General features: G+C 72.2%; 22 protein-coding genes, 2 tRNA genes, 1 other RNA gene and 3 pseudogenes. 9 read left to right on the top strand and 19 right to left on the bottom strand.

Features of this window, described 5'->3' with window-relative positions; all coding sequences use genetic code 11:
• Window positions 1–41: 41 nt before the first annotated feature.
• On the bottom strand, window positions 42–2,582 hold the full coding sequence (locus ACWC2T_RS09010) for an MFS transporter (protein ID WP_450669734.1): 2,541 nt from the start codon (window positions 2,580–2,582) through the stop codon (window positions 42–44).
• Window positions 2,583–2,595: 13 nt separating this feature from the next.
• Window positions 2,596–3,101, bottom strand: a pseudogene (locus tag ACWC2T_RS09015) (MarR family winged helix-turn-helix transcriptional regulator).
• A gap of 206 nt (window positions 3,102–3,307) precedes the next feature.
• Here ACWC2T_RS09015 and ACWC2T_RS09020 point away from each other — a divergent pair.
• Window positions 3,308–3,505 (top strand): hypothetical protein, encoded by a 198-nt coding sequence (locus ACWC2T_RS09020; RefSeq protein WP_450669735.1) that lies wholly within the window; start codon window positions 3,308–3,310, stop codon window positions 3,503–3,505.
• Between the two features lie 16 nt (window positions 3,506–3,521).
• Here ACWC2T_RS09020 and ACWC2T_RS09025 read toward each other — a convergent pair whose 3' ends face one another.
• The 9 genes from ACWC2T_RS09025 to ACWC2T_RS09065 all read right to left on the bottom strand — a co-directional run bounded on the left by ACWC2T_RS09025 (window position 3,522) and on the right by ACWC2T_RS09065 (window position 8,967).
• Window positions 3,522–4,289: a hypothetical protein gene (locus ACWC2T_RS09025; RefSeq protein WP_450669736.1), complete on the bottom strand. Its 768-nt coding sequence runs from the start codon at window positions 4,287–4,289 to the stop codon at window positions 3,522–3,524.
• 38 nt (window positions 4,290–4,327) lie between these two features.
• A complete protein-coding gene (locus ACWC2T_RS09030) occupies window positions 4,328–5,284 on the bottom strand; it encodes an RNA polymerase sigma factor SigF (protein WP_450669737.1) in 957 nt (318 codons plus the stop codon).
• 326 nt (window positions 5,285–5,610) lie between these two features.
• The gene (locus ACWC2T_RS09035; protein WP_450669803.1) at window positions 5,611–6,465 is read right to left on the bottom strand and encodes an RNA polymerase sigma factor SigF; all 855 of its coding nucleotides are present in this window, start codon (window positions 6,463–6,465) and stop codon (window positions 5,611–5,613) included.
• A 174-nt stretch (window positions 6,466–6,639) separates the two neighbouring features.
• On the bottom strand, window positions 6,640–6,933 hold the full coding sequence (locus ACWC2T_RS09040) for a Dabb family protein (RefSeq protein ID WP_450669738.1): 294 nt from the start codon (window positions 6,931–6,933) through the stop codon (window positions 6,640–6,642).
• A gap of 10 nt (window positions 6,934–6,943) precedes the next feature.
• Complete coding sequence (locus tag ACWC2T_RS09045; RefSeq protein ID WP_450669739.1) at window positions 6,944–7,123, bottom strand: hypothetical protein; 180 nt, start codon at window positions 7,121–7,123, stop codon at window positions 6,944–6,946.
• A 187-nt stretch (window positions 7,124–7,310) separates the two neighbouring features.
• Window positions 7,311–7,395: transfer RNA gene (locus tag ACWC2T_RS09050), tRNA-Ser, on the bottom strand.
• A 44-nt stretch (window positions 7,396–7,439) separates the two neighbouring features.
• Window positions 7,440–7,871: a tRNA adenosine(34) deaminase TadA gene (tadA, locus tag ACWC2T_RS09055; RefSeq protein ID WP_450669804.1), complete on the bottom strand. Its 432-nt coding sequence runs from the start codon at window positions 7,869–7,871 to the stop codon at window positions 7,440–7,442.
• A gap of 56 nt (window positions 7,872–7,927) precedes the next feature.
• Window positions 7,928–8,464 (bottom strand): tRNA adenosine deaminase-associated protein, encoded by a 537-nt coding sequence (locus ACWC2T_RS09060; RefSeq protein WP_450669805.1) that lies wholly within the window; start codon window positions 8,462–8,464, stop codon window positions 7,928–7,930.
• Window positions 8,465–8,754: 290 nt separating this feature from the next.
• Complete coding sequence (locus ACWC2T_RS09065; RefSeq protein WP_450669740.1) at window positions 8,755–8,967, bottom strand: hypothetical protein; 213 nt, start codon at window positions 8,965–8,967, stop codon at window positions 8,755–8,757.
• A gap of 88 nt (window positions 8,968–9,055) precedes the next feature.
• On the opposite strand from ACWC2T_RS09065, the gene upp reads away from it, so the two are divergent.
• Window positions 9,056–9,691: a uracil phosphoribosyltransferase gene (gene upp / locus ACWC2T_RS09070; RefSeq protein ID WP_450669741.1), complete on the top strand. Its 636-nt coding sequence runs from the start codon at window positions 9,056–9,058 to the stop codon at window positions 9,689–9,691.
• A 29-nt stretch (window positions 9,692–9,720) separates the two neighbouring features.
• On the opposite strand, the gene ACWC2T_RS09075 is transcribed toward upp, so the two are convergent.
• The 6 genes from ACWC2T_RS09075 to ACWC2T_RS09100 all read right to left on the bottom strand — a co-directional run bounded on the left by ACWC2T_RS09075 (window position 9,721) and on the right by ACWC2T_RS09100 (window position 13,216).
• Window positions 9,721–10,359: a LytR C-terminal domain-containing protein gene (locus ACWC2T_RS09075; RefSeq protein WP_450669742.1), complete on the bottom strand. Its 639-nt coding sequence runs from the start codon at window positions 10,357–10,359 to the stop codon at window positions 9,721–9,723.
• A gap of 105 nt (window positions 10,360–10,464) precedes the next feature.
• Window positions 10,465–10,761, bottom strand: a complete 297-nt coding sequence (locus ACWC2T_RS09080; protein ID WP_003999914.1) for a type II toxin-antitoxin system VapB family antitoxin — start codon at window positions 10,759–10,761, stop codon at window positions 10,465–10,467.
• A 346-nt stretch (window positions 10,762–11,107) separates the two neighbouring features.
• Window positions 11,108–11,236 carry a hypothetical protein gene (locus ACWC2T_RS09085; RefSeq protein ID WP_450669743.1) on the bottom strand — a complete coding sequence of 43 codons (129 nt, stop codon included), beginning with the start codon at window positions 11,234–11,236 and terminating at the stop codon, window positions 11,108–11,110.
• A 75-nt stretch (window positions 11,237–11,311) separates the two neighbouring features.
• Window positions 11,312–11,599: a hypothetical protein gene (locus ACWC2T_RS09090; RefSeq protein WP_450669744.1), complete on the bottom strand. Its 288-nt coding sequence runs from the start codon at window positions 11,597–11,599 to the stop codon at window positions 11,312–11,314.
• A 232-nt stretch (window positions 11,600–11,831) separates the two neighbouring features.
• On the bottom strand, window positions 11,832–12,500 hold the full coding sequence (locus ACWC2T_RS09095) for an HdeD family acid-resistance protein (protein ID WP_450669745.1): 669 nt from the start codon (window positions 12,498–12,500) through the stop codon (window positions 11,832–11,834).
• A 113-nt stretch (window positions 12,501–12,613) separates the two neighbouring features.
• Entirely contained in the window at window positions 12,614–13,216 is a 603-nt protein-coding gene (locus ACWC2T_RS09100) for an HhH-GPD-type base excision DNA repair protein (RefSeq protein WP_450669746.1), read from the bottom strand.
• 146 nt (window positions 13,217–13,362) lie between these two features.
• Between ACWC2T_RS09100 and ACWC2T_RS09105 the strand changes: the two are divergent.
• The 5 genes and pseudogenes from ACWC2T_RS09105 to ACWC2T_RS09125 all read left to right on the top strand — a co-directional run.
• Window positions 13,363–14,136, top strand: a pseudogene (locus ACWC2T_RS09105) (RNA-guided endonuclease InsQ/TnpB family protein); the annotation flags it as partial.
• 41 nt (window positions 14,137–14,177) lie between these two features.
• A pseudogene (locus ACWC2T_RS09110) lies at window positions 14,178–14,375 on the top strand (GNAT family N-acetyltransferase); the annotation flags it as partial.
• 2 nt (window positions 14,376–14,377) lie between these two features.
• The gene (locus tag ACWC2T_RS09115) at window positions 14,378–14,851 is read left to right on the top strand and encodes a cupin domain-containing protein (RefSeq protein ID WP_450669806.1); all 474 of its coding nucleotides are present in this window, start codon (window positions 14,378–14,380) and stop codon (window positions 14,849–14,851) included.
• Window positions 14,848–15,624, top strand: a complete 777-nt coding sequence (locus ACWC2T_RS09120) for an SDR family NAD(P)-dependent oxidoreductase (protein WP_450669747.1) — start codon at window positions 14,848–14,850, stop codon at window positions 15,622–15,624. The genes ACWC2T_RS09115 and ACWC2T_RS09120 overlap by 4 nt, the downstream gene beginning before the upstream one ends.
• Window positions 15,625–15,801: 177 nt before the next feature.
• Window positions 15,802–17,589, top strand: a complete 1,788-nt coding sequence (locus ACWC2T_RS09125) for a copper resistance CopC/CopD family protein (protein WP_450669748.1) — start codon at window positions 15,802–15,804, stop codon at window positions 17,587–17,589.
• Window positions 17,590–17,616: 27 nt separating this feature from the next.
• Here ACWC2T_RS09125 and ACWC2T_RS09130 read toward each other — a convergent pair whose 3' ends face one another.
• Both ACWC2T_RS09130 and ACWC2T_RS09135 read right to left on the bottom strand, forming a co-directional pair.
• A complete protein-coding gene (locus tag ACWC2T_RS09130; protein WP_450669749.1) occupies window positions 17,617–17,820 on the bottom strand; it encodes a hypothetical protein in 204 nt (67 codons plus the stop codon).
• Window positions 17,821–18,019: 199 nt separating this feature from the next.
• A tRNA-Ser gene (locus ACWC2T_RS09135) sits at window positions 18,020–18,104 on the bottom strand.
• A 98-nt stretch (window positions 18,105–18,202) separates the two neighbouring features.
• On the opposite strand from ACWC2T_RS09135, the gene ffs reads away from it, so the two are divergent.
• Window positions 18,203–18,297, top strand: an RNA gene (gene ffs, locus ACWC2T_RS09140) — signal recognition particle sRNA small type.
• A gap of 82 nt (window positions 18,298–18,379) precedes the next feature.
• Window positions 18,380–20,731: a DNA polymerase III subunit gamma and tau gene (locus ACWC2T_RS09145; RefSeq protein WP_450669750.1), complete on the top strand. Its 2,352-nt coding sequence runs from the start codon at window positions 18,380–18,382 to the stop codon at window positions 20,729–20,731.
• The last annotated feature ends 68 nt before the right edge of the window (window positions 20,732–20,799 follow it).

The raw sequence follows: 20,799 nt of genomic DNA on the forward strand, positions 1-20,799 counted from the left end.
GCGCACACACGACGGTATGTGTGCCACGGGCCGGGAGTGAACTACTCGCCGGGGTGGGCGAGTTCGATCTCGTGCCCGTCGACCCCGGTGCCGGCCACGGTCAGCGCCGTCGCCACCGGCGGGTAACCGGTCGCGATGACCGTGTACTCGCCGCTGTCCAGGTCGGTGAAGGCGTACGCGCCGTCCGTGCCGGTGGTGGCGGTGCCGACCACGTTGCCCGCCTGGTCGACGAGGGTCACCCGGGCGTCGGCCAGCGGGCCGTGCGGGGCCCGGACGACGCCCTGGAGGCGGGCGCCGGCGTCCAGGTCGATCTCGATCCGGGTGAGGCCGGTGGCGCCGATCTCGACCGGCAGGGCGCGCGGGCGGAAGCCGCTCGCGTTGACCGCCATGGTCACCGCGCCCGGCACCAGGTCGGTGAAGGCGAAGTCGCCCTGCTCCCCGGTGGCCGCGGTGGCCAGCAGATCGCCGCGGACGTCGGTGACGATCACCATGGCGTCCTTGACCGGCAGCGCGCTCCCGGCGGCCCGGACCACACCGGTCAGCCCGCTGGTGCCGCTGAGCAGGATGTCGTACGACACCGGCTCCTCGCCCACCACGACGGTGGAGGCCTGGGGCTGGTAGCCGTCGGCGGAGGCGATCAGGACGTACGACCCCGTGCCGGGGGCGTCGACCGAGTAGGAGCCGTCGGCCTGGGCGACCGCGCGGCCCAGCTGGCGGCCGGACAGCGAGATCAGGGTGACCGCGGCCTGCGGCACCGGGACGCTCTCGGCGCCGCGGACGAAGCCGTGCACCGGGGTGCCGCCGCCCGTGCCGGGCTCGTCGATGGTGGCGACGGCGGTCGCCGCCGGCGCCGCGGCCGTGGCCGGTGCCTGGGCGGAGGTGTCGGACACGACGGGGGCGGCCCAGCTGGGCACCTGCTGCTGTGCGGGTTCCTGCACGGTGGTCTCCACAGCGGTCTCCACGGGGGCGGCGGCCGGGGCGTCGGCCTCGGCGGCCTGGGCGAGCGCGCCCTTGGTCTTCAGCGGGACCTCCTTGATGAACAGGGTGATCAGGAAGGCGAGGGCGGCGAGGCAGCCGGCGATGAAGAAGACGTCGGCGATGCCGTGGCCGTAGGCGCTCTGAAGCAGCGTCCGCAGCGGCGCCGGCAGCTTGCCCATGTCCGGGATGCTGTCGGTGGAGCTGGAGCCCGCCAGGGCCGCCTGGTACTTCGGGCTCAGGGCGGAGATGCCGTCCTGGACGTAGTGCGTGATCCGGTGGGACATCACCGCGCCGAGCGCGGAGACGCCGACCGCACCGCCGAGGGAGCGGAAGAAGGTGACCGTGGAGCTGGCCGAACCGAGGTCGGAGGGGGCGACCTGGTTCTGCGTGGCGAGCACCAGGTTCTGCATCATCATGCCGATGCCGAGACCCAGCAGCGCCATGAAGATCGCCATCTTCCAGTACGCGGTGTCGTACCGGATGGAGCCGAGCAGGCACAGGCCGGCCGTCACCAGGACGCCACCGCTGACCAGCCACGCCTTCCAGCGGCCGGTGCGGGTGATGAACTGACCGGAGACGGTGGAGGAGACGAACAGGCCACCGATCATGGGGATGGTCATGACGCCGGACATGGTCGGGGACTTGTCCCGGGCCAGCTGGAAGTACTGGCTGAAGAACACCGTGCCGGTGAACATCGCGATACCGACGAACAGGGAGGCGAGGGACGCCAGGGTGATGGTGCGGTTCCGGAACAGGCGCAGCGGGATGATCGGCTCACTCGCCTTGGACTCCACGAGCACGAACAGCGCGCCGAGGACGATCGAACCGCCGACCATCGCGTACGTCTGCCAGGAGATCCAGTCGTACTTGTCACCGGCGAAGGTGACCCAGATCAGCAGCAGCGAGACGGCGGCCGAGATGAAGAACGCGCCGCCCCAGTCGACCTTGACCTCCCGCTTGACCACGGGCAGGTGCAGGGTCTTCTGCAGCACGATCAGGGCGATGAAGGCGAACGGGACACCGACGTAGAAGCACCAGCGCCAGCCCAGCCAGGAGGTGTCGGTGATGACACCGCCGAGCAGCGGGCCGCCGACGGTGGCGACGGCGAAGGTGGCGCCGAGGTAGCCGGAGTAACGGCCGCGCTCGCGCGGGGAGATCATCGCGGCCATGACGATCTGGGCCAGGGCCGACAGACCGCCGACGCCGATGCCCTGGACGACACGGCAGGCGATCAGCATGCCGGCGTTCTGCGACAGACCGGCGGCCATCGAGCCGAGGACGTAGATGACCAGGGCTATCTGGACGAGCGCCTTCTTGCTGTACAGGTCGGCGAGCTTGCCCCACAGGGGAGTGGCCGCGGTCATCGACAGCAGGGCGGCGGTGACCACCCAGGTGTAGGCGGACTGACCGCCGCCGAGGTCACCGATGATGTGCGGCAGGGCGTTGGAGACGATCGTGGACGACAGGATCGCCACGAACATGCCGAGGAGCAGCCCGGACAGGGCCTCCATGATCTGCCGGTGCGTCATCGGGGCGTGGCCCGCCGAGGAGCCTCCCCCGTGCTTGGCGTGAGCCCGCACACCGGCTGGTGTGGTCGTTGCCATGGGCTTCCTTCTCTTACGTGCTTGCGGGTGTACGGGTGGTCTCTGCGACTACGGGGCGGCTGCGGCGGCCGGGAGCCGGACCGGGGCGGACCGGCAGTCGCCGAAGGACGCGCGCAGGCGGGTCATCAGCTGGATCAGCTGGGCCACCTCGTCGTCGGTCCAGTCGGCGAGCCGCTCGGCGAGCAGCTGCGTGGTCCGCCGGGACAGCTCCTCCAGTTCTTCCAGGCCCGTGGGGGTCAGGCGCAGGATGCGCGAGCGCTTGTCCGCCGGGTCCGGGTGCCGCTCGATCCAGCCGCGCGCGGCGACGTGCGCGACATGCCGGCTGGTGACCGACATGTCCACGGCGAGCAGCTCCGCGAGCTTGCTCATGCGCATGTCTCCGTGGCGGCCGAGCAGGGTCAGCACGGCCGCCGAGCCGGCCGGGCAGCCGGGCGGCAGGATCCGGCCCATGTCCCGTTTCACGGCTCCGACGGCGCTGAGCTGACGTGCCAGCTCTTCGAACTGCGCCTGCTCGGCCATCACACCTCCCGTATTCGTTGCTTGAGGCAACCTTAGCCCTGATTGGTTGCTGCAGGCAAATAAACAGGGGATCCAGCCGCGTAAAAACGTGGCAAAGGCAAGTATTGCAACCGTAAATGTGCAGGTCGGTGCGGGTGGGGTGCCCCCGTCTGTCCCGGTGGCCCCGCACTTGGGTCGGTCACGCGGATTCGCTAGTGTCTCGGGCCATGGCTAACACCCAGGGCCCCCAGGGCAATTACGACCCCGCCGGTAGCACTCAGATGTTCCGCGCGTTCGTCGACGAGGCCCCGCAGGGCCGCCAGCAGCAGGCCGCGGCCTCCTCCGGGCCCCGCGTCGGCGTGATCATCGGTGTCATCGTGGCTCTCGCCGTGGTGGCCGGCGTCGCCTGGCTGGCGCTGAAGTAGCACCCGCTCCCGGCGATCACTTCCACCGGACGGACACGTCCCGCGTCTCGATGTGCATGCCGAGCGGCACGCGCCAGGCGTCGACGCACACCGTCCAGGTGTGGTCCTCGTGCGCGCCCGGCCCGATCGGCACCGGGAGGTCCACCGCGGAGTCGACCGTCCCCCAGTCGATACCGAGCGCGCCGATGATGTGCGTCCCGAAGGTCACGGTGCCCGAACGCACCGCCGTGCCCCCGGAGTTGCTGAAGCCCACGGTCACCTTCTGGCACCAGCGCTGATCCGTCGGCCCGGTCGCCGGGGTGCCCCAGGAGAGCGCGGCGGGGGTGGGGGCCGTGCTGCCGCTGGGGGCCCGGGCCGGCGGGGCGGCGGGCGGTGTCGTACGACCGACCGGGCCGCCGCTTGCTCCTTCGCCGGCCGGGCTCGGGGTGCCGGGGGAGGCGTCGCCGCCGGGGTCGGTGGTGGTCTGCCCCGGGGTGCCCGAGGGGCCGGCGCTCTCCGGCTGCGCGGCCTTGCCGGGTGAGCCGGCGCCGCCGCTTCCGCTCTGCGCTCCCTGGAGCGGCACCAGCGTCACCGACCCTGTGGGCGCGGCGGCCGTCGGACCGTGCTGTCCCGAACCTACGGCCACATAGCCGCCGCCGGGGCCGTTCGCCGCGGCGCATGCGGCCAGGACCCCGCCCAGGACGACGACGGCCGCCGACGCTGCCGTAACGGCGCCTCGGCGGCCACATGTCCATGTCGTACGTGTCGATCCGACCGTCCCGCTCGCCCCTGTTGCCCGCAACATCGGGACAGTGTGACTGACGGCTCGTCAGAACTGAACCCTCAGTCCGAGATCAGCCCCTCCCGTAGCTGGGCCAGCGTCCGGGTCAGCAGCCGGGAGACGTGCATCTGGGAGATGCCGACCTCCTCGCCGATCTGGGACTGGGTCATGTTGGCGAAGAAGCGGAGCATGATGATCCGGCGCTCCCGGGGCGGGAGTTTGGCCAGCAGGGGCTTGAGGGACTCGCGGTACTCCACGCCCTCCAGGGCCGTGTCCTCGTAGCCGAGCCGGTCGGCGAGCGAGCCCTCGCCGCCGTCGTCCTCGGGGGCCGGGGAGTCCAGCGAGGAGGCGGTGTAGGCGTTGCCGACCGCGAGGCCGTCGACCACGTCCTCCTCGGAGACGCCGAGCACGGCGGCCAGCTCGGTCACCGTCGGGGAGCGGTCCAGCTTCTGGGACAGCTCGTCGCTGGCCTTGGTGAGGGCCAGACGGAGCTCCTGGAGGCGGCGCGGGACGCGCACCGACCAGGACGTGTCCCGGAAGAACCGCTTGATCTCGCCGACCACCGTCGGCATCGCGAACGTCGGGAACTCCACGCCCCGTTCGCAGTCGAAGCGGTCGATCGCCTTGATCAGGCCGATGGTGCCGACCTGGACGATGTCCTCCATCGGCTCGTTGCGGGAGCGGAAGCGCGCGGCCGCGTAGCGGACCAGCGGCAGGTTCAGCTCGATCAGGGTGTCCCGGACATAGGCCCGCTCGGGACTGTCCTCGTCGAGTGCGGCGAGCCGCAGGAAGAGGGAGCGGGACAGGGTGCGGGTGTCGATGTCCCCCGAGGCCGGCGGGGCCGGGAGATCGGCGGGCGCCGGGAGGTCGGCGGCCGCCGGGGCGGGCGGGGCCGGCACGGCGTCGAGGGCCGTGACGCCCTCGATGCCGTCGAGGACGTCGAGAGCGTCGAGCTCCTTGGGCGCTGCCTCGCTCGTCGCGGGCGCCAGCACCTTCGAGCTGCCCTGTTCTGCGGACATGCCACCCCCTTTGGGTCGCGGGACGGTCGTGGCGGCGCGGCCTTTCGGCCAACGCAGCCTTCACCTGAATACCGGCGCCGAAGGCCCGGCAAACGCGTCTCCCGCAGAATGTCACATGTCGGCAACACGCTGTAGTGACATGTCGACATGCGAGATGCGAATCGGCCCTGGAAAGAAGGGGTCTGACGCTTTTTCGGGTCCCAACTGTCGGCATCTGCGCTGGTGAGCGATTCGCCCGCCGTGGTGATGCATCGATCGGGTTTGCGATGCAGGCGGTGATCCCGGGCGTGCTTCCGTGCGCCCGCTGTGCTCCGCCTCGAGCGCTTCTAGGCGTCGATTCGATTCGCCGAGCGCAGCCGCTGGAAGCTGCGGGCGAGGAGCCGGGAGACGTGCATCTGGGAGACGCCGAGTTCCGCGCTGATCTGTGACTGGGTGAGATTGCTGTAGTAGCGCAGCAGAAGGATTCTCTGTTCGCGCTCGGGGAGTTGGACGAGCAGATGCCGGATCAGGTCGCGGTGTTCCACGCCGTCCAGGGCCGGGTCGTCGTAGCCGATCCGGTCCAGCAGGCCGGGCAGTCCGTCGCCCTCCTGCGCGGCCTCCAGCGAGGTGGCGTGGTACGAGCGTCCCGCCTCGATGCAGCTCAGTACCTCCTCCTCGGTGATCCTGAGCCGCTCGGCGATCTCGGCGGTGGAGGGGGAGCGGCCGTGGAGCGTGGTGAGGTCCTCGGTGGCGCTGTTGACCTGCACCCACAGCTCGTGCAGCCGGCGCGGCACGTGGACCGTGCGGACGTTGTCCCGGAAGTACCGCTTGATCTCGCCGACCACGGTCGGCATGGCGAAGGTCGGGAACTGCACGCCCCGGTCCGGGTCGAACCGGTCGATGGCGTTGATCAGGCCGATGGTGCCGACCTGGACCACGTCCTCCATCGGCTCGTTGCGGGAGCGGAAGCGGGCGGCCGCGTAGCGCACGAGCGGCAGGTTCGCCTCGATCAGCGCCCCGCGCACCCGGTGGTGCTCCGGCGTGCCGGGGGTGAGCTGCTTCAGCTCGGCGAAGAGCACCTGGGTGAGGGCTCGGGTGTCGGCACCGCGCCGCTTCTCGGGGGTCACGGGAGCGGGGGCGGGGGCGGGGGCGGGGGCGTCCGCCTCCTCCTGGGGCGGCGCAGTACTGGCCGACACGGTCAACGCCACCTCTTCGTCTCTCAATGATCGGTCAAAAGCGGTCATAGCATCACAAGACATGTGCACCGTGTGCAAGCACCCGATAACCCCGTGTTGTGTTCAAACATCGACAAGTTGGGGCTTGAGACGCAGGAAAGCCCCCCGCCGTTGCGGCGGGGGGCTTCCGGGCGGAAGTGGTCAGAATTCGTAGTCGGCGATCACCCACGTGGCGAACTCGCGCCACAGCGCGACGCCCGCCTGATGGGCCGGGTGCTCGAGATAGCGCCCCAGGGCGTCGGCGTCCTCGACCGCCGAGTTGATCGCGAAGTCGTAGGCGATCGGCCGGTCGCTGATGTTCCAGCCGCACTCCCAGAAGCGCAGCTCCTCGATCTGGCCGCCGAGGGCCTCGAAGGCCTGCACGCCCGCCACGACCCGCGGATCGTCGCGCTCGACGCCCTCGTTGAGCTTGAAGAGGACCAGGTGGCGGATCATGGGGTGTACCTCAGTTCTTTCCGCCGTTGGCGACCCACGTCATGAAGTTGCCCACGGCCTTGGCCGCGTCCGATATGCCCTCGAAGACTATCTGGACGTAGTGGGCCGCCTTGGGCGGGTCCGTGATGATCACGTACAGCGCGAAGACCACGAGCACGTATACGGCGATCTTCTTGGCGTTCACCGCCACCGCGGCCTCCCCTGTCCGTGCGCCCCTGCTGCCGGCCGCGAGTGTAACCTTCAGGCCCTTTTTGGGGACCAACGGCCCGCCGCCGGGGGTCATTTGCCCCGCCCTGTGGTCAAGGGTCCGTTACGGCATGCACAGGGGTCGCTTGCGACGAAAAGGGCCCCGTCTTTCGACGGGGCCCTTCTTCGAGCGGTAGCGGAGGGATTTGAACCCTCGGTGACTTGCGCCACACTCGCTTTCGAGGCGAGCTCCTTCGGCCGCTCGGACACGCTACCGAGGGAGACCTTACAGCAAGGTGGGTCGTGCTCTGAAATCGGTATTAGCGGTCCCGGAAAAACTCGGTGAGGAGGCGGGCGCACTCCGCCGCGAGAACGCCCTCGACGACCTCCGGACGGTGATTGAGGCGCCGGTCGCGGATCACGTCCCACAGCGAGCCCGCCGCGCCCGCCTTCTCGTCCCGGGCGCCGTAGACGACCCGGTCCAGGCGGGACTGGACGATCGCGCCCGCGCACATCGTGCACGGCTCCAGGGTGACCACGAGCGTGCAGCCGGCCAGCCGCCACTCCCCGAGCAGGGCGGCGGCCCGCCGGATCGCGAGGACCTCCGCGTGGGCCGTGGGATCGCCTGTGGCCTCGCGCTCGTTGTGCCCGACGGCGAGCACCGTCGTACCGTCCGGGGACAGCACGACGGCGCCGACGGGAACGTCCCCGCCCTGGACGGCCCGTTCGGCCTCGGCCAGGGCGAGTCGCATCGACGGCCGCCAGCGGTCGCGTACCGGGTCCGGTGCGGCGGCCGGCCTCTGCACGGTCAGCGGACGGTCTCCAGCACCTCCGAGGCGCCCAGGGCCTCGGCGATCGTGCCCAGCGCGTCCTCGGCGTCCAGCGAGCGCAGCTCCTTCTCGCTGATGCCCAGGTCGTCGAGGATCTGGCTGTCACCCACGGGGCTGTGCGGAACGGCGTCGGCGGCGATGACCTCCTCGTCGTCCTCGTCGGACTCGGACTCGCCGTCCTCCGTGCCGTCGAGGTCGAGGGAGTCCAGGTCGGGGCCGTCGTCGGCACCCGGCTCCCGGCCGAGCAGCTCGTCGGTGAGCAGCAGCTCGCCGTACGCGCTGCGCTGGGCGGCGGCCGCGTCCGAGACGTAGATGCGAGGGTCGTCCTCACCGTCCACGCGGACCACGCCGAACCACGCGTCCTCCTGCTCGATCAGCACGAGCACCGTGTCCTCTTCGGGAGAGGCTTCCCGGGCCAGGTCGGCAAGATCCGACAGGGTCTCCACATCGTCGAGCTCTGTGTCGCTCGCTTCCCACCCGTCTTCGGTGCGCGCGAGCAGTGCGGCGAAGTACACCGTGACTCTCCCACTGGTCATAGGCGTGCCGGTTGGGGGTCCCCCCGGCGGAGGTACTTGGGCGGAGGCGGCTTGGGCTCCGAGCCCCGCCCACTCGGAATCGTGGCAGAAACATGGCTGTCAGGGGACGTCTTCGGCTCCCTGTGTCTTGCGCGTTCGTTGCCGCCACCTGCGGATCGTACGCGGCTTTTCCGGGGACTCACGCACGCCCACCGCGCAAATTCGGGTCCGCGCGTGGATCTTCTTTACCCAGAACTTCCCTACAGTGCCGAGCTCATGGGGGTTCCTCCCTACCAGCGGAACGTCCGCATGCGCATCGCGTGGCGCAGTCGCGCGGCCTTGGCGCGTCGCGGCTGGACCCGGGCGCGCAGGGCGCGGGCCTCGGCGAGGTCGCGCAGGAACCGGGCGCGGCGGCGCCGCCGCTCGGCGTCCGTCTCCGGTGCCCCGGGTCCGGCATTCTCGGGACCGCCCGCGCCCGCGGGCAGGTCGGACAGGTCAGGCACGTCACACACCACCCCGGTCCCACTTTCCCTCGGACGGGCGGTTTGACGCCAGAGCGGGGCGGTACGGGGCGCAGGTACCGTTAGGGGCATGCGTCTCCACGTCGTCGACCACCCCCTGGTCGCTCACAAGCTCACCACGCTGCGCGACCAGCGCACCGACTCCGCGACCTTCCGCCGGCTCGCCGACGAGCTGGTCACCCTGCTGGCCTACGAGGCCACGCGGGACGTGCGCACCGAGGCCGTCGACATCCGGACGCCGGTCGCGCCGACGACCGGCGTCAAGCTGGCCCGGCCGCGGCCGCTGGTCGTGCCGATCCTGCGCGCCGGCCTCGGCATGCTGGACGGCATGGTGCGGCTGCTGCCGACCGCCGAGGTGGGCTTCCTGGGCATGATCCGCAACGAGGAGACGCTGCAGGCCTCCACGTACGCCTCGCGCATGCCGGAGGACCTCTCGGGCCGCCAGGTGTACGTCCTGGACCCGATGCTGGCCACGGGGGGCACGCTGGTCGCGGCGATCCAGGAGCTGATCAAGCGCGGCGCCGACGACGTGACCGCCGTCGTGCTGCTCGCCGCTCCCGAGGGCGTCGAGCTGATGGAGCGGGAGCTGGCGGGGACGCCGGTGACGGTGGTCACGGCGGCCGTGGACGACCACCTCAACGAGCACGGGTACATCGTGCCGGGGCTCGGTGACGCGGGGGACCGGCTCTACGGGGCGGCCGAGTAGGCGGGAGCGCTTCTCAGCAGCTCTTCTTCTCAGCAGCTCTTCTTCGTGGATGCCGTCGGTGCGGGTGCGGGTGCGGTCAGCTTGGTCAGCGCCTGCTCCGCGGCCGCCGGCTGCTCCAGGCCCTTGAAGGCGTCGCCGAGGACGAGGTCGACGTCGGTGCCTTTGCGGGCGTCGGCGCGCTCTTCGGCGCCGGTGAGCTGCGCCCCCAGTACGGCCAGTGAGGTGTTCTGGGCGGAGGGCGGTCCGAGGAGTATCCCGGCGCTCTTCACCTTCTTGTCGTACTCCCCGGGCGCGTTGCCCACGGAGCCGATGCGGAAGCCCCGCTTCTTCAGCTCGTCGGCGGTGGACTTGGCCAGCCCGGTGCGCGCGGTGGCGTTGTAGACGTTCACGGTGATCTGGCCCGGCTTCGGCAGGGACTTCACCTGTGCGGCCGTATCGGCCTTGGTGTGGCAGCCGGTCTTCGGGCCGGCCGTCGTGCTCTTCTTGGTGCCGCCGGTGAAGACGTCGATGAGCTGCAGGGTGCCCCAGCCGATCAGGCCGAGCACGGCGACGGATGCCACCACGGCGGCCACGAGCCTGGCGCGTCGGCGCGGCGGACGCATCCGGGGGTATTTGTCCCCCGTGATCCGGTACTGGCCGCCCATGCCAGGGGGAGTGAGCATGCTCATGGGCGCAGCGTAGTGCGCCCGAGCGGCGCTGCCTATTAGATGATCAGTCGATGCCGCTCAGCGGAACCCGAAAGGGTCAAGGGTCAACGGCCGTGTCGCGCCGGGTCAGTCGAGCTCGAGCACGCGCGCGTGCAGCACCTGGCGCTGCTGGAGGGCGGCGCGGACCGCGCGGTGCAGCCCGTCCTCCAGGTAGAGGTCGCCCTGCCACTTCACGACGTGCGCGAAGAGGTCGCCGTAGAACGTCGAGTCCTCGGCCAGGAGGGTCTCCAGGTCGAGCTGCCCCTTGGTCGTCACGAGCTGATCGAGGCGGACCGGGCGCGGCGCGACGTCCGCCCACTGCCGGGTGCTTTCCCGGCCGTGGTCGGGGTACGGCCGGCCGTTTCCGATGCGCTTGAAGATCACACGGAAAGCCTACCGGTCAAGACCTTCCGGGCGCAGCCATGGCGGCCGAGTGCGACCCCTGAAAAGATCCGGCAAATGGGTCACAAGTAGTGCTATCGGGTACGCCGCGCCACCGGCGCCGACCGGACCGGGACCCTCCGGTCGAACGACACGACGGATTTCCTCCGTACGGCCGAGGGCGGGACCTCCCGAGTCCCGTCCGGCACGCACGACACGCCCGGAACGCACTACGCGGCACCTACGGCACGGTCCGGAGCGCCCGGCATGCCACGCGGCCCGGCGCCTGGCACGGCACGCACGGCGCAGCCCGGCGGAGGCGGTGGCGCCCGCCTCCGCCGGTGCCGGTTCAGCGGTCGTCCCGGGCCTCGGGCGGCCGCTGCGGTTCTTCCTTCTTCCGTTCCGGCTGGGGTGCCGTCGCCCGCCGGGCCTCCGCGCGCAGCAGGGCGCGCAGGACGGCGTAGGGATCCATGGGCATGGCTGTGCTGCTCCTTGTGTCCGAGTGTCCGAGCTGTCTGACCTGTGACCGGCGTTTCGCGGGGGCGCGGGTCCGTCAGCAGCGCAGGACCACCGTGCGGAGCAGCAGGGGCAGGGCGTACGGCACCCCCGGCGTGCCGGGGCGGGGCCGTACCGCAGGCCGGGCGGGTGCGGGGTCGGGGAGGGGTGCGGGGCGCTCGGGCAGGTCGGCCCGGTGGACGGCGTGGGCGGGCGGGCGTAGGAGCGCGTCGAAGACATCGGTGCCGTCGTGCCCGAAGGCCTCGGCGGACGCGCTCAGCGCGGGAGCCGCCTGGGCCTGTGCATGGGCGCCGGGCACCCAGAAGGCGAGCAGCAGCACGAGCACCCGCAGCCAGGTACGGCTCCGGGGGACGACACGGGCTCGGGCGGTGGCACCCCCGTCGCGGCGGACGCGAGGCCCGCCGCGAAGGCCTCGGCGGACGGCGGTGGTTCGGCGACAGGGCCGAGCGGTCCTGCTCACGTCGGATCCGTCCCCGGGGCGTGCGGGGAGTGCAGCATGCCGGGCCGGAGATCCGCCCGCACGGCGTACGGGCGCCGGGCGCGGCCCACGCCGCCGCTCACACCGTGTGGGGGACGGCCTTGGCGCGGCCCCGGATGCCGAACGCGGTGACGATCTCCCCGATGCCCACCGCGACCAGCCAGATGCCGGCCACGAGGGTCAGCACGGCGACCGACCGGAACGGCGAGTCGATGAGCACGATCCCGGCGATGAAGGTGACGACCCCGAGGAAGATCTGCCAGCCCCGGGCGGGCATCCGGGGGTCGTGCAGGGCGGCCAGGGTCTGGGTGATCCCGCGGATCAGCCACCCGATGCCGATCCACAGGGCGAGCAGCAGGATCGACTGCATCGGCCCGCGGAAGCAGAACAGGCCCAGCACGATGGACAGGGCGCCGCTGATGAAGGCCAGCACGCGCAGCGAGGTCGCCCGGTGCGTGCCGAACGCGGCGACCAGCTGGAAGATGCCGCTGATCACCAGGTAGATCCCGAACAGGACACCGGCGGCGAGCAGGGAGGCGCCGGGCCAGACGAGCACCAGGACGCCGAGGACCAGCGAGGCGATCCCGGTGACCAGCACCACCTGCCAGGCGGCCCGGGACAGCGCGTGCAGGGGACCCTCGAACGGCGGCTCGGGTTCACGCCGGTCGCCGGGCGGCGCGCTCGCGTGCACGTTCCGGTCGTCGTACTCCCGGCCCCACTCCGGACCGCTGTTCGGTGCCTCGGTCATGGTCCATGCTGTGAACGACGGGGGCGGGCGGGCCATCGGGGAGGGCCGGTCGGGTGAAGCCCCCTACTTCCCGCCCCCTTACTTCCCGTTACTTCCCGCCCCCTTGCTTCCCGTTACTTCCCGCCCCCCTTCGCGGCCTTCGCCGCCGCCTTCATCTCCTGCTTGTGCGCCCGCACCTTCGCCAGCGACTCCGGCCCGGTGATGTCGGCGACCGACCGGAAGGACTCGCGCTCGCCGTACGCCCCCGCGGCCTCCCGCCAGCCCGTCGGCGTGACGCCGAGCCGCTTGCCGAGCAGCGCGAGGAAGATCTGGGCCTTCTGCTTGCCGAACCCGGGCAGGTCCTCGAGCCGTTTCAGCAGCTCGGAACCGGTCGGCACGCCCCGCCAGACCGCCTCCGCGTCCCCGTCGTAGTGCTCGACGAGGTACTGGCACAGCTGCTGGATGCGCTTGGCCATCGAGCCCGGGTAACGGTGCACGGCCGGCTTCTCGGCGAGCAGCGCGGCGAAGGCCTCGGGGTCCATCGCGGCGATGTCGTGCGCGTCGAGGTCTCCGGCGGCCGGGACGCCGAGCCGGTCGGCGATGGTCCGGGGCCCCTTGAACGCCCACTCCATCGGGACCTGCTGGTCGAGCAGCATGCCGGTGAGCGCGGCGAGCGCGGACCGCCCGAGCAGCGCGTCGGCGTCGGGGTCCTGGGCGAGGTGCAGGGTGACGTCCATGCGTCGATGGTCGCCCGGCGGCGCGCGCGGCGCAGCCGGGGTGGTCCGCAGCCCCTTCCCCGCCTCGCGTACGATCACGTTCCGAGAGAGTTAGGCGAGGCTAACCTAAAGAGAGTTGCCGGGTGACCACCGAGACCTACCGCGCCCTCGACACCGCGCCCGAGCCGCACACCGGCCCCGAGGTCGGCATCGACGCCGGAGTCAACATCCCGCTCACTCTGTCCGACGGCAACCGCCAGGACCACGGTCGCCCCGCCCGTCTCCCGGACGGCACGGCCGACCGGGACAAGTGGCTGAACCCCGACGAGAAGGCCGAGCTGCTCCGCCTGGAGCAGCGGGCCGCGCACCGCAAGAGCTTCCGCAAGCCGGGCCAGAAAACCTCCAACCGGCTGAAGCGGACCTACGACCAGATCGCAAGCCTCCGCGCGACAGCCAAGCGCAGGGCGAGTGACTGGCAGCACCAGATCACCACCCACCTCGCCCGCACGTACGGCGTGATCGTGGTGGAAAAACTGGACATTCCGAACATGGTCAAGAGTGCCAGAGGCACCGTCGAGAACCCGGTGAAGAACGTCGCCCAGAAGTTCGGCCTCAACCGCTCCATCAGCCAAGAGGCGTGGGGGCGCACTGTGACGATGCTGACGTACAAGACCGCCCGCCACGGCGGCACCCTGCACAAGGTTCCCGCCCCCGGCACCTCCCAACGCTGCTCGATGTGCGGCTTCACCACGCCGGGCAGCCGGGAGTCCCAGGCTGTGTTCGTGTGCAAGAACGAAGGCTGCGGCTGGTCCGACAACGCCGACCACAACGCCGCACGGAACGTCTTGCACCTGTACCGGATGGGCCACGCGCTCGTCCCGGCTGCCGGAAGGGCAGTCGTCAGGCGCCCCCGCAGCGTCAAGCCCGCCACCGCAAGGTAGGAGGGAATCTGCCGGCTTCAGCCGGGAGAGCACTTCAAGCGCTGCGCGTCCTGGACCGGCGCCGGCTCGTGGTCGACCCGGACGTCCGCAACACCAGGGCGATCGCCCGCTTCGAACGCCAGGGCTTCGTACCCGGCCCGGCGGTCGTCCTGCCCGAGGTGGACCTCCCCGACGTGTACCTGCCGGAGAAGCACGCCCAACTCGCCTTCCTGGAGCGGGAGGTAGCCTTCCGCAGGTGACGATGACGCCGGACGATCTGATCGCGCACTACGGCCTCGAACCCATCCCCCGCGAGGGGGGACTGTTCCGGCAGACCTGGGCGGGGCCGGAGCGGCCCGACGGCCGCCCGGAGGGCTCCGCCATCGTCGCCCTGCTCACCGCGGACGACTTCTGCGCCCTGCACCGCCTGCCCACCGACGAGATCTGGCACTTCTACCTCGGCGACCCGCTCGACCTCCTGCTGCTCTCCCCCGACGGCACCACCCGCACCGCCGTGCTCGGCCCCGCCCCGCTGTCCGGCCAGCATGTCCAGCTCACCGTGCCCGCCCGCACCTGGATGGGCGCGCGCGTGGCGCCGGGCGGCGCGTGGACGTTCTTCGGCTGCACGATGGCGCCCGGATTCACCTACGCGGACTACGAACACGGGAACGCGGCCGACCTGACGGCGCGTTATCCGACCGAGGCCGCCCGGATCGCGGAACTGTGCCGCCCATGAACCGCAGTTCGCTGAACCTGCTCGCCGGACAGACCGCCCTGGTGACCGGCGCGGGTGGCGGCATCGGCCGCGCCATCGCGCTGCGCTTCGCCGAGGAGGGCGCGGCGGTGGCCGTCCACTGCCGTACGGCGGTGGAGGCGGCCGGCGAAGTGGCGGCCAGGATCAGGGAGTCGGGCGGCGAGGCCGTCGTACTGCGGGCGGATCTGACCGACGAGGACGCCTGCCACCGTCTGGTCCGGGAGGCGACGGACTGGTCCGGCGGACGGCTCACCGCCCTCGTCAACAACGCGGCCGTCCAGCCAGTCCAGCCCCTGCCCGGCATGACGGCCGCCGAGTGGCGGACAGTCGTCGACACCGACGTCACCAGCGTCTTCGCCTGCACCCAGGCCGCCGCCGCCCATATGCGCGCCCACGGCGGCGGCACCATCACCCACATCGCCTCCATCGAGGCCGGCCACCCCGCGCCCGGCCACGCCCACTACAGCGCGGCCAAGGCGGCGGTGGTCATGCACGCCCGCGCGGCGGCCCTGGAGTACGGGCCCGACGGCATCCGGGTCAACAGCGTCTCGCCCGGCCTCATCCACCGGGAGGGCCTGGCGGAGGCCTGGCCGGACGGCGTACGCCGCTGGCTGGCCGCCGTCCCCACCGGCCGGCTGGGCCGCCCGGAGGACGTGGCCGACGCCTGCGTGTTCCTGGCCTCGCCCCTGGCGAGCTGGATCACCGGCCACGACCTGACCGTCGACGGCGGGATCTCGGCGCGGCCGACCTGGTGAGCGTCGGTGGTGGTTTGGCTCGGCCGGTCCGGTGACCGCGGACGGCGCTTCGGTTCGGCCGGCTTGGTGAGCACTCCGGCCGGTCTCCGCGTACTCATAGGGAGGGCGTGCGGCGAGGCGTGCCCGGCGTAGTCGTACGAGGGCACGCGGCGACGGAGCGGACGAGGTGGGGACGAGGTGCTGCTGCGCGAAGGACATCGGAGACGGCCACGACGGCTGACCCTGCTGTGCGCGGGGCTCCTGCTCCTCCTGCTCGGCACGGCGGCCCCCGCGTCGGCCCACGCGGCCCTGCGCACGACCGACCCCGCCGACGGAACCCTCCTGCGCACGGCCCCCCGGTACGTCACCCTGACCTTCACCGAATCGGTCGGCCTGCTCACCGACTCCTTCCGCGTCTACGACCCCACCAACCACCGGCTTCTCACGGGCCCCGCCGAGCACGCCCCGGGCCACTCCGACACGGCCCGTGTCCCGCTGCCGGCCAAGCTCACCGCCGGCACCTACACGGTCGCCTGGCGAGTGGTGTCCGCGGACAGCCACCCGGTGTCCGGAGCGCTCACCTTCTCGGTGGGCACCCGCACGGCGACGGCCGCGAGCCCGGCGCCCGACGACACGGAGAACCCCGTCACGGCGGGCCTGTACAACATCGCCCGCTACCTCGCCTACCTCTGTCTGGCCGTCCTCCTCGGCACAGCGGCGTTCGTGGCGTACTGCCGCCCGCCGACGGCGGCCCCGCTGCGCACCCCGGTACTGGCCGCCGCCTGGACCCTGCTCGCCGCCACGACGGCCCTCTACCTCCTCCGGGCGCCCTACGAGGAGGGCACCTCGCCCGCGCTCTCCGTGAGTTCCCTTGCCCACACGGCCACCACCCGCCCCGGCGCCCTCCTGCTCACCCGCCTGACGCTGCTGCTCCTGGCCGCCGCCGGCATGGCGTTCCTGCGGGCCCGCCGCCGAAGGCTCCCGCGCCGTACGACGCTCACCGTGGCCGCGGTCCTCTCCGTGCCGCTCGCCCTGACCTGGACGGCGGCCGAACACGCCTCCGCGGGCATCCAGGTCCCGCTGGCCATCACCGCCGCCACGCTCCACCTGCTCGCGATGGGAGCCTGGCTGGGTGGCCTGGCGGCCGTCCTGCGCACCCTGCGGCGCACCTGCATCGCCACCCTGGCCCGCTTCTCCCGCCTGGCCTTCGCCTCGGTGACGGTCCTGGTGGTGACCGGCGTCTACCAGTCCTGGCGCGGCCTCGGCTCCTGGCAGGCGCTCACGGACACGACGTACGGCCGCACCCTGCTGGCCAAACTCGCGGCGGTCACCGCGCTGCTCCTGGCGGCGGCCTGCTCCCGCGCCTGGACGACCCGCCTGACCCGGGAACCCCGTTCAGCAGCCGCCCCCCACCCCGAACCGGTCACGGTCCCCCCGCGCCCACAGCCTCCACCGCCCCCGCAGCCCCCGGAGCGCCCCATCCCGCCCTCACCCCCGCCCTTCCACACCCTGCGTCGCTCGGTGCTGGCGGAGGCGGCCGTCGGGGTGGTGGTGCTGGCCCTGACGACCCTGCTGACGAGCACGGTCCCCGGCCGCGCGGCCGCCGAGGCGGCGCGGACCGGAACACCGACGACCGGCATCCCGACGGCGTCCGTCACCACGATCCCCTTCGACGTCGGCACCCCCGGCGGCCACGGCAAGGTCCAGATCACCCTGGACCCCGGCCGCGTCGGCCGCACCTCCGTCCAGGCGGTGGTCTACGGCCCCGACGGCGGCCTGTCCACGGTCCCCGAACTCCGCGTCACCCTCACCCTGCCCGCCCAGCACCTCGGCCCCCTCGACACCCGCGTCACCGACCGCGGCGGCTACTGGTCCAGCGACACCTTCGACGTCCCCCTGCCGGGCACCTGGACGATGAAGGCGACGGTCCGCGTGTCCGCACTGGACCAGGTGACGGTGTCGGCACCGGTGCGGGTGACGCGGTAGGCCGGGCGGACGCGTCGGTGCGGCCCGTCAGGCCCACGGGGCAGCGGCGAAGCGGGGCCAGGTCAGCAGGCCGATTGGGCAGATGGCGTAGCCGATGCGGGTCGCCGGGGGCAGCACGATCGCCAGGATCAGACCAAGTGTCAGTCGGCCGACACCGGCCACGGCGCTCGACGGCGGGCGGATCAGGAGCGAGAGGCCCACACCCACGGCGCTCAGCGCGATGGGCGCCATCGCGACCGGTCGCCGTGCGGGACCAGTTCGCCCACTGCATCAACGGTCGTGCGACAGCGCCCGGCGCGAGAGTGTGCGGTGTGTCACGAAGACCCTCGGCGGCGCCCCGTGACACCTGTTGCCGTCCGCTCGCGGGACAACGACAAGGGCCCCGACCAGAATCTGATCGGGGCCCTCGCTTCGCCTCTTCAGGCGGCTGCGGAGGATACGAGATTCGAACTCGTGAGGGGTTGCCCCCAACACGCTTTCCAAGCGTGCGCCCTAGGCCTCTAGGCGAATCCTCCGCCGGAAACATTACATGACCGAGGGGAGTGCTCGCGAACCCGTTCCCGCAGGCCTCCGTCGGGTACAGCCCGCGGGCCGCGATCGGGTACTGTGGGGCGCAGCCCCTCACGCGGCGCTATCTGACTGAACTCCCCCAGGGCCGGAAGGCAGCAAGGGTAGGTCGGCTCTGGCGGGTGCGTGGGGGGCCCTTGCGTTCCGGGGCCGGCGTCCGAGGTCCGCGGTCCGGGTTCTGCGGCGGGACCGGTTGTCAGTGGGCGCCATTAACCTCGTATGCGTGTCGTCTCTCGCGCTGTACCGCCGCTATCGCCCGGAGACCTTTGCCGAGGTCATCGGGCAGGAGCATGTCACCGACCCGCTGCAGCAGGCGCTGCGGAACAACCGGGTCAATCACGCGTACCTGTTCAGCGGTCCGCGCGGCTGCGGCAAGACGACCAGCGCGCGGATCCTCGCCCGCTGTCTGAACTGTGAGCAAGGTCCCACTCCGACGCCGTGCGGCGAGTGCCAGTCGTGCCGGGACCTCGCCAGGAACGGCCCGGGTTCGATCGACGTCATCGAGATCGACGCGGCCTCTCACGGTGGTGTGGACGACGCCCGTGAGCTGCGCGAGAAGGCGTTCTTCGGCCCCGCGAGCAGCCGGTACAAGATCTACATCATCGACGAGGCCCACATGGTCACGTCGGCCGGCTTCAACGCGCTGCTGAAGGTCGTCGAGGAGCCGCCGGAGCATCTGAAGTTCATCTTCGCGACCACCGAGCCCGAGAAGGTCATCGGCACCATCCGGTCGCGCACCCATCACTACCCCTTCCGGCTCGTGCCGCCCGGCACCCTGCGGGACTACCTCGCCGAGGTGTGCCAGAAGGAGAAGATCCCGGTCGAGGACGGCGTGCTGCCCCTCGTCGTGCGCGCGGGCGCGGGCTCCGTGCGTGACTCCATGTCCGTCATGGACCAGCTCCTCGCCGGTGCCGGAGCGGACGGTGTGACGTATGCCATGGCCACCTCCCTCCTCGGCTACACCGACGGCTCTCTTCTCGACTCCGTCGTCGAGGCCTTCGTCACCGGAGACGGGTCCGCTGCCTTCGAGGTCGTCGACCGTGTCATCGAGGGCGGCAACGACCCCCGCCGCTTCGTCGCCGACCTGCTGGAGCGGCTCCGCGACCTGGTGATCCTCGCCGCCGTGCCGGACGCCGTGGAGAAGGGGCTGCTCGACGCCCCGGCCGACGTCCTGGAGCGTATGCAGGCCCAGGCCTCCTCCTTCGGCGCCGCCGAGCTGAGCCGCGCCGCCGACCTCGTCAACACGGGCCTGACGGAGATGCGCGGCGCCACCTCGCCCCGCCTCCAGCTGGAGCTGATCTGCGCCCGCGTGCTGCTCCCCGCCGCCTACGGCGACGAGCGGTCCGTGATGGCCCGCCTCGACCGTCTCGAGCGCGGCGTCCACTTCTCGGGCGGCGCCGGCGCGCCCGCCATGGGCTACGTCCCCGGGCCGGAGGCCCACGGCGGCGCACCCATGCCGCCTGCCGCCGCCTCCGTACCGCCCGGCAGCGGCCCGGCGGCGGCCCGCGCGGCCGTACGGGCCTCCAACGGTCCCGGTGCCGGTGGTCCTGCCGCCGGTGGCCCGGGTGCCGGTGGTCCCGGCGTCGGAGGTCCTGCCGCCCCCGCGCCCACGGCACCTGCCGCGCCCATGGCACCCGCGCCGACAGCCTCCGCACCGGCTCCGGCGGCCGCCGCCCCGGCCCCTCCGGCCACCCCCGCGCCCGCCGCCGCCCAGGCCCAGGTGCCGCCTTCCGGCGCCCCTGCCGCCACCGCCCCCGCCGGTCCTTCCCACCCGTCCCCCGGCGCCGCTCCCGGCGCCTGGCCCACCGCCGCTGCCGCCGGTAGCGGCCGACGCCCCGGTGGCTGGCCCACGACGGCGGCACCGGCGGGTGGCGCGCCCCAGGGGCAGGCCCCCGGTCGCGCCCCGGCCCAGCAGCAGCCGCCCGCATCCCCCGCGGCCGTGGCACCGCCCGCGGCCGCCCCCGCCGGTGGTCTCGATCCCCGCATGCTGTGGCCGAACATCCTGGAGGCCGTCAAGAACCGCCGCCGCTTCACCTGGATCCTGCTCAGCCAGAACGCGCAGGTCGCAGGCTTCGACGGCACCACCCTCCAGCTCGGCTTCGTCAACGCCGGCGCCCGTGACAACTTCGCCGGCAGCGGCAGCGAGGACGTGCTGCGGGCGGCGCTGGCCGAGCAGTTCAACGTGCAGTGGAAGATCGAGGCGGTCGTCGACCCGTCCGGCGGCGGTTCCGCGCCCTCGCCCGCCGGGGGCTCGGGCTTCGGCGGCGGAGGTGGTTACGGCGGCGCTCCCGCCGGAGGCGGCGGAGGGTACGGCGCCCCGGCCGCGCCCCGCCCCGCTGCTCCGCAACCCGCCCCGCAGGCGCCCGCACCCCCGCAGTCCGGTCCCGGCGCAGGGCCCGCCGCGCCCACCTCCGCGCCCCAGCCCGCCGCCGCGCCCGAGCCGCCCCCGGTCGCCCCTGAGGACGACATCCCCGAGGACGACGACCCCGACCTGGACGAGTCGGCCCTGTCCGGCCACGAACTGATCGTGCGGGAGCTGGGGGCGACGGTGGTGGAGGAGTTCTCGAACGAGTAGGGCGCCACAGCCACCAGGCGCCCCTGACTCCATGCCGGGCGCGCCCAGGAGCCCCCTTTGGAGGAAAC

The sequence above is a fragment of the Streptomyces sp. NPDC001393 genome, assembly GCF_053597455.1.

Excerpts from the sequence above, each read along its gene's own strand:
- ACWC2T_RS09010 (WP_450669734.1), bottom strand. The coding sequence starts at position 2,582 with ATGGCAACGACCACACCAGCCGGTGTGCGGGCTCACGCCAAGCACGGG.
- ACWC2T_RS09020 (WP_450669735.1), top strand. The coding sequence starts at position 3,308 with ATGGCTAACACCCAGGGCCCCCAGGGCAATTACGACCCCGCCGGTAGC.
- ACWC2T_RS09025 (WP_450669736.1), bottom strand. The coding sequence starts at position 4,289 with ATGTTGCGGGCAACAGGGGCGAGCGGGACGGTCGGATCGACACGTACG.
- ACWC2T_RS09030 (WP_450669737.1), bottom strand. The coding sequence starts at position 5,284 with ATGTCCGCAGAACAGGGCAGCTCGAAGGTGCTGGCGCCCGCGACGAGC.
- ACWC2T_RS09040 (WP_450669738.1), bottom strand. The coding sequence starts at position 6,933 with ATGATCCGCCACCTGGTCCTCTTCAAGCTCAACGAGGGCGTCGAGCGC.
- tadA (WP_450669804.1), bottom strand. The coding sequence starts at position 7,871 with ATGCGACTCGCCCTGGCCGAGGCCGAACGGGCCGTCCAGGGCGGGGAC.
- upp (WP_450669741.1), top strand. The coding sequence starts at position 9,056 with ATGCGTCTCCACGTCGTCGACCACCCCCTGGTCGCTCACAAGCTCACC.
- ACWC2T_RS09075 (WP_450669742.1), bottom strand. The coding sequence starts at position 10,359 with ATGAGCATGCTCACTCCCCCTGGCATGGGCGGCCAGTACCGGATCACG.
- ACWC2T_RS09085 (WP_450669743.1), bottom strand. The coding sequence starts at position 11,236 with ATGCCCATGGATCCCTACGCCGTCCTGCGCGCCCTGCTGCGCGCGGAG.
- ACWC2T_RS09095 (WP_450669745.1), bottom strand. The coding sequence starts at position 12,500 with ATGACCGAGGCACCGAACAGCGGTCCGGAGTGGGGCCGGGAGTACGAC.
- ACWC2T_RS09100 (WP_450669746.1), bottom strand. The coding sequence starts at position 13,216 with ATGGACGTCACCCTGCACCTCGCCCAGGACCCCGACGCCGACGCGCTG.
- ACWC2T_RS09115 (WP_450669806.1), top strand. The coding sequence starts at position 14,378 with ATGACGCCGGACGATCTGATCGCGCACTACGGCCTCGAACCCATCCCC.
- ACWC2T_RS09120 (WP_450669747.1), top strand. The coding sequence starts at position 14,848 with ATGAACCGCAGTTCGCTGAACCTGCTCGCCGGACAGACCGCCCTGGTG.
- ACWC2T_RS09130 (WP_450669749.1), bottom strand. The coding sequence starts at position 17,820 with ATGGCGCCCATCGCGCTGAGCGCCGTGGGTGTGGGCCTCTCGCTCCTG.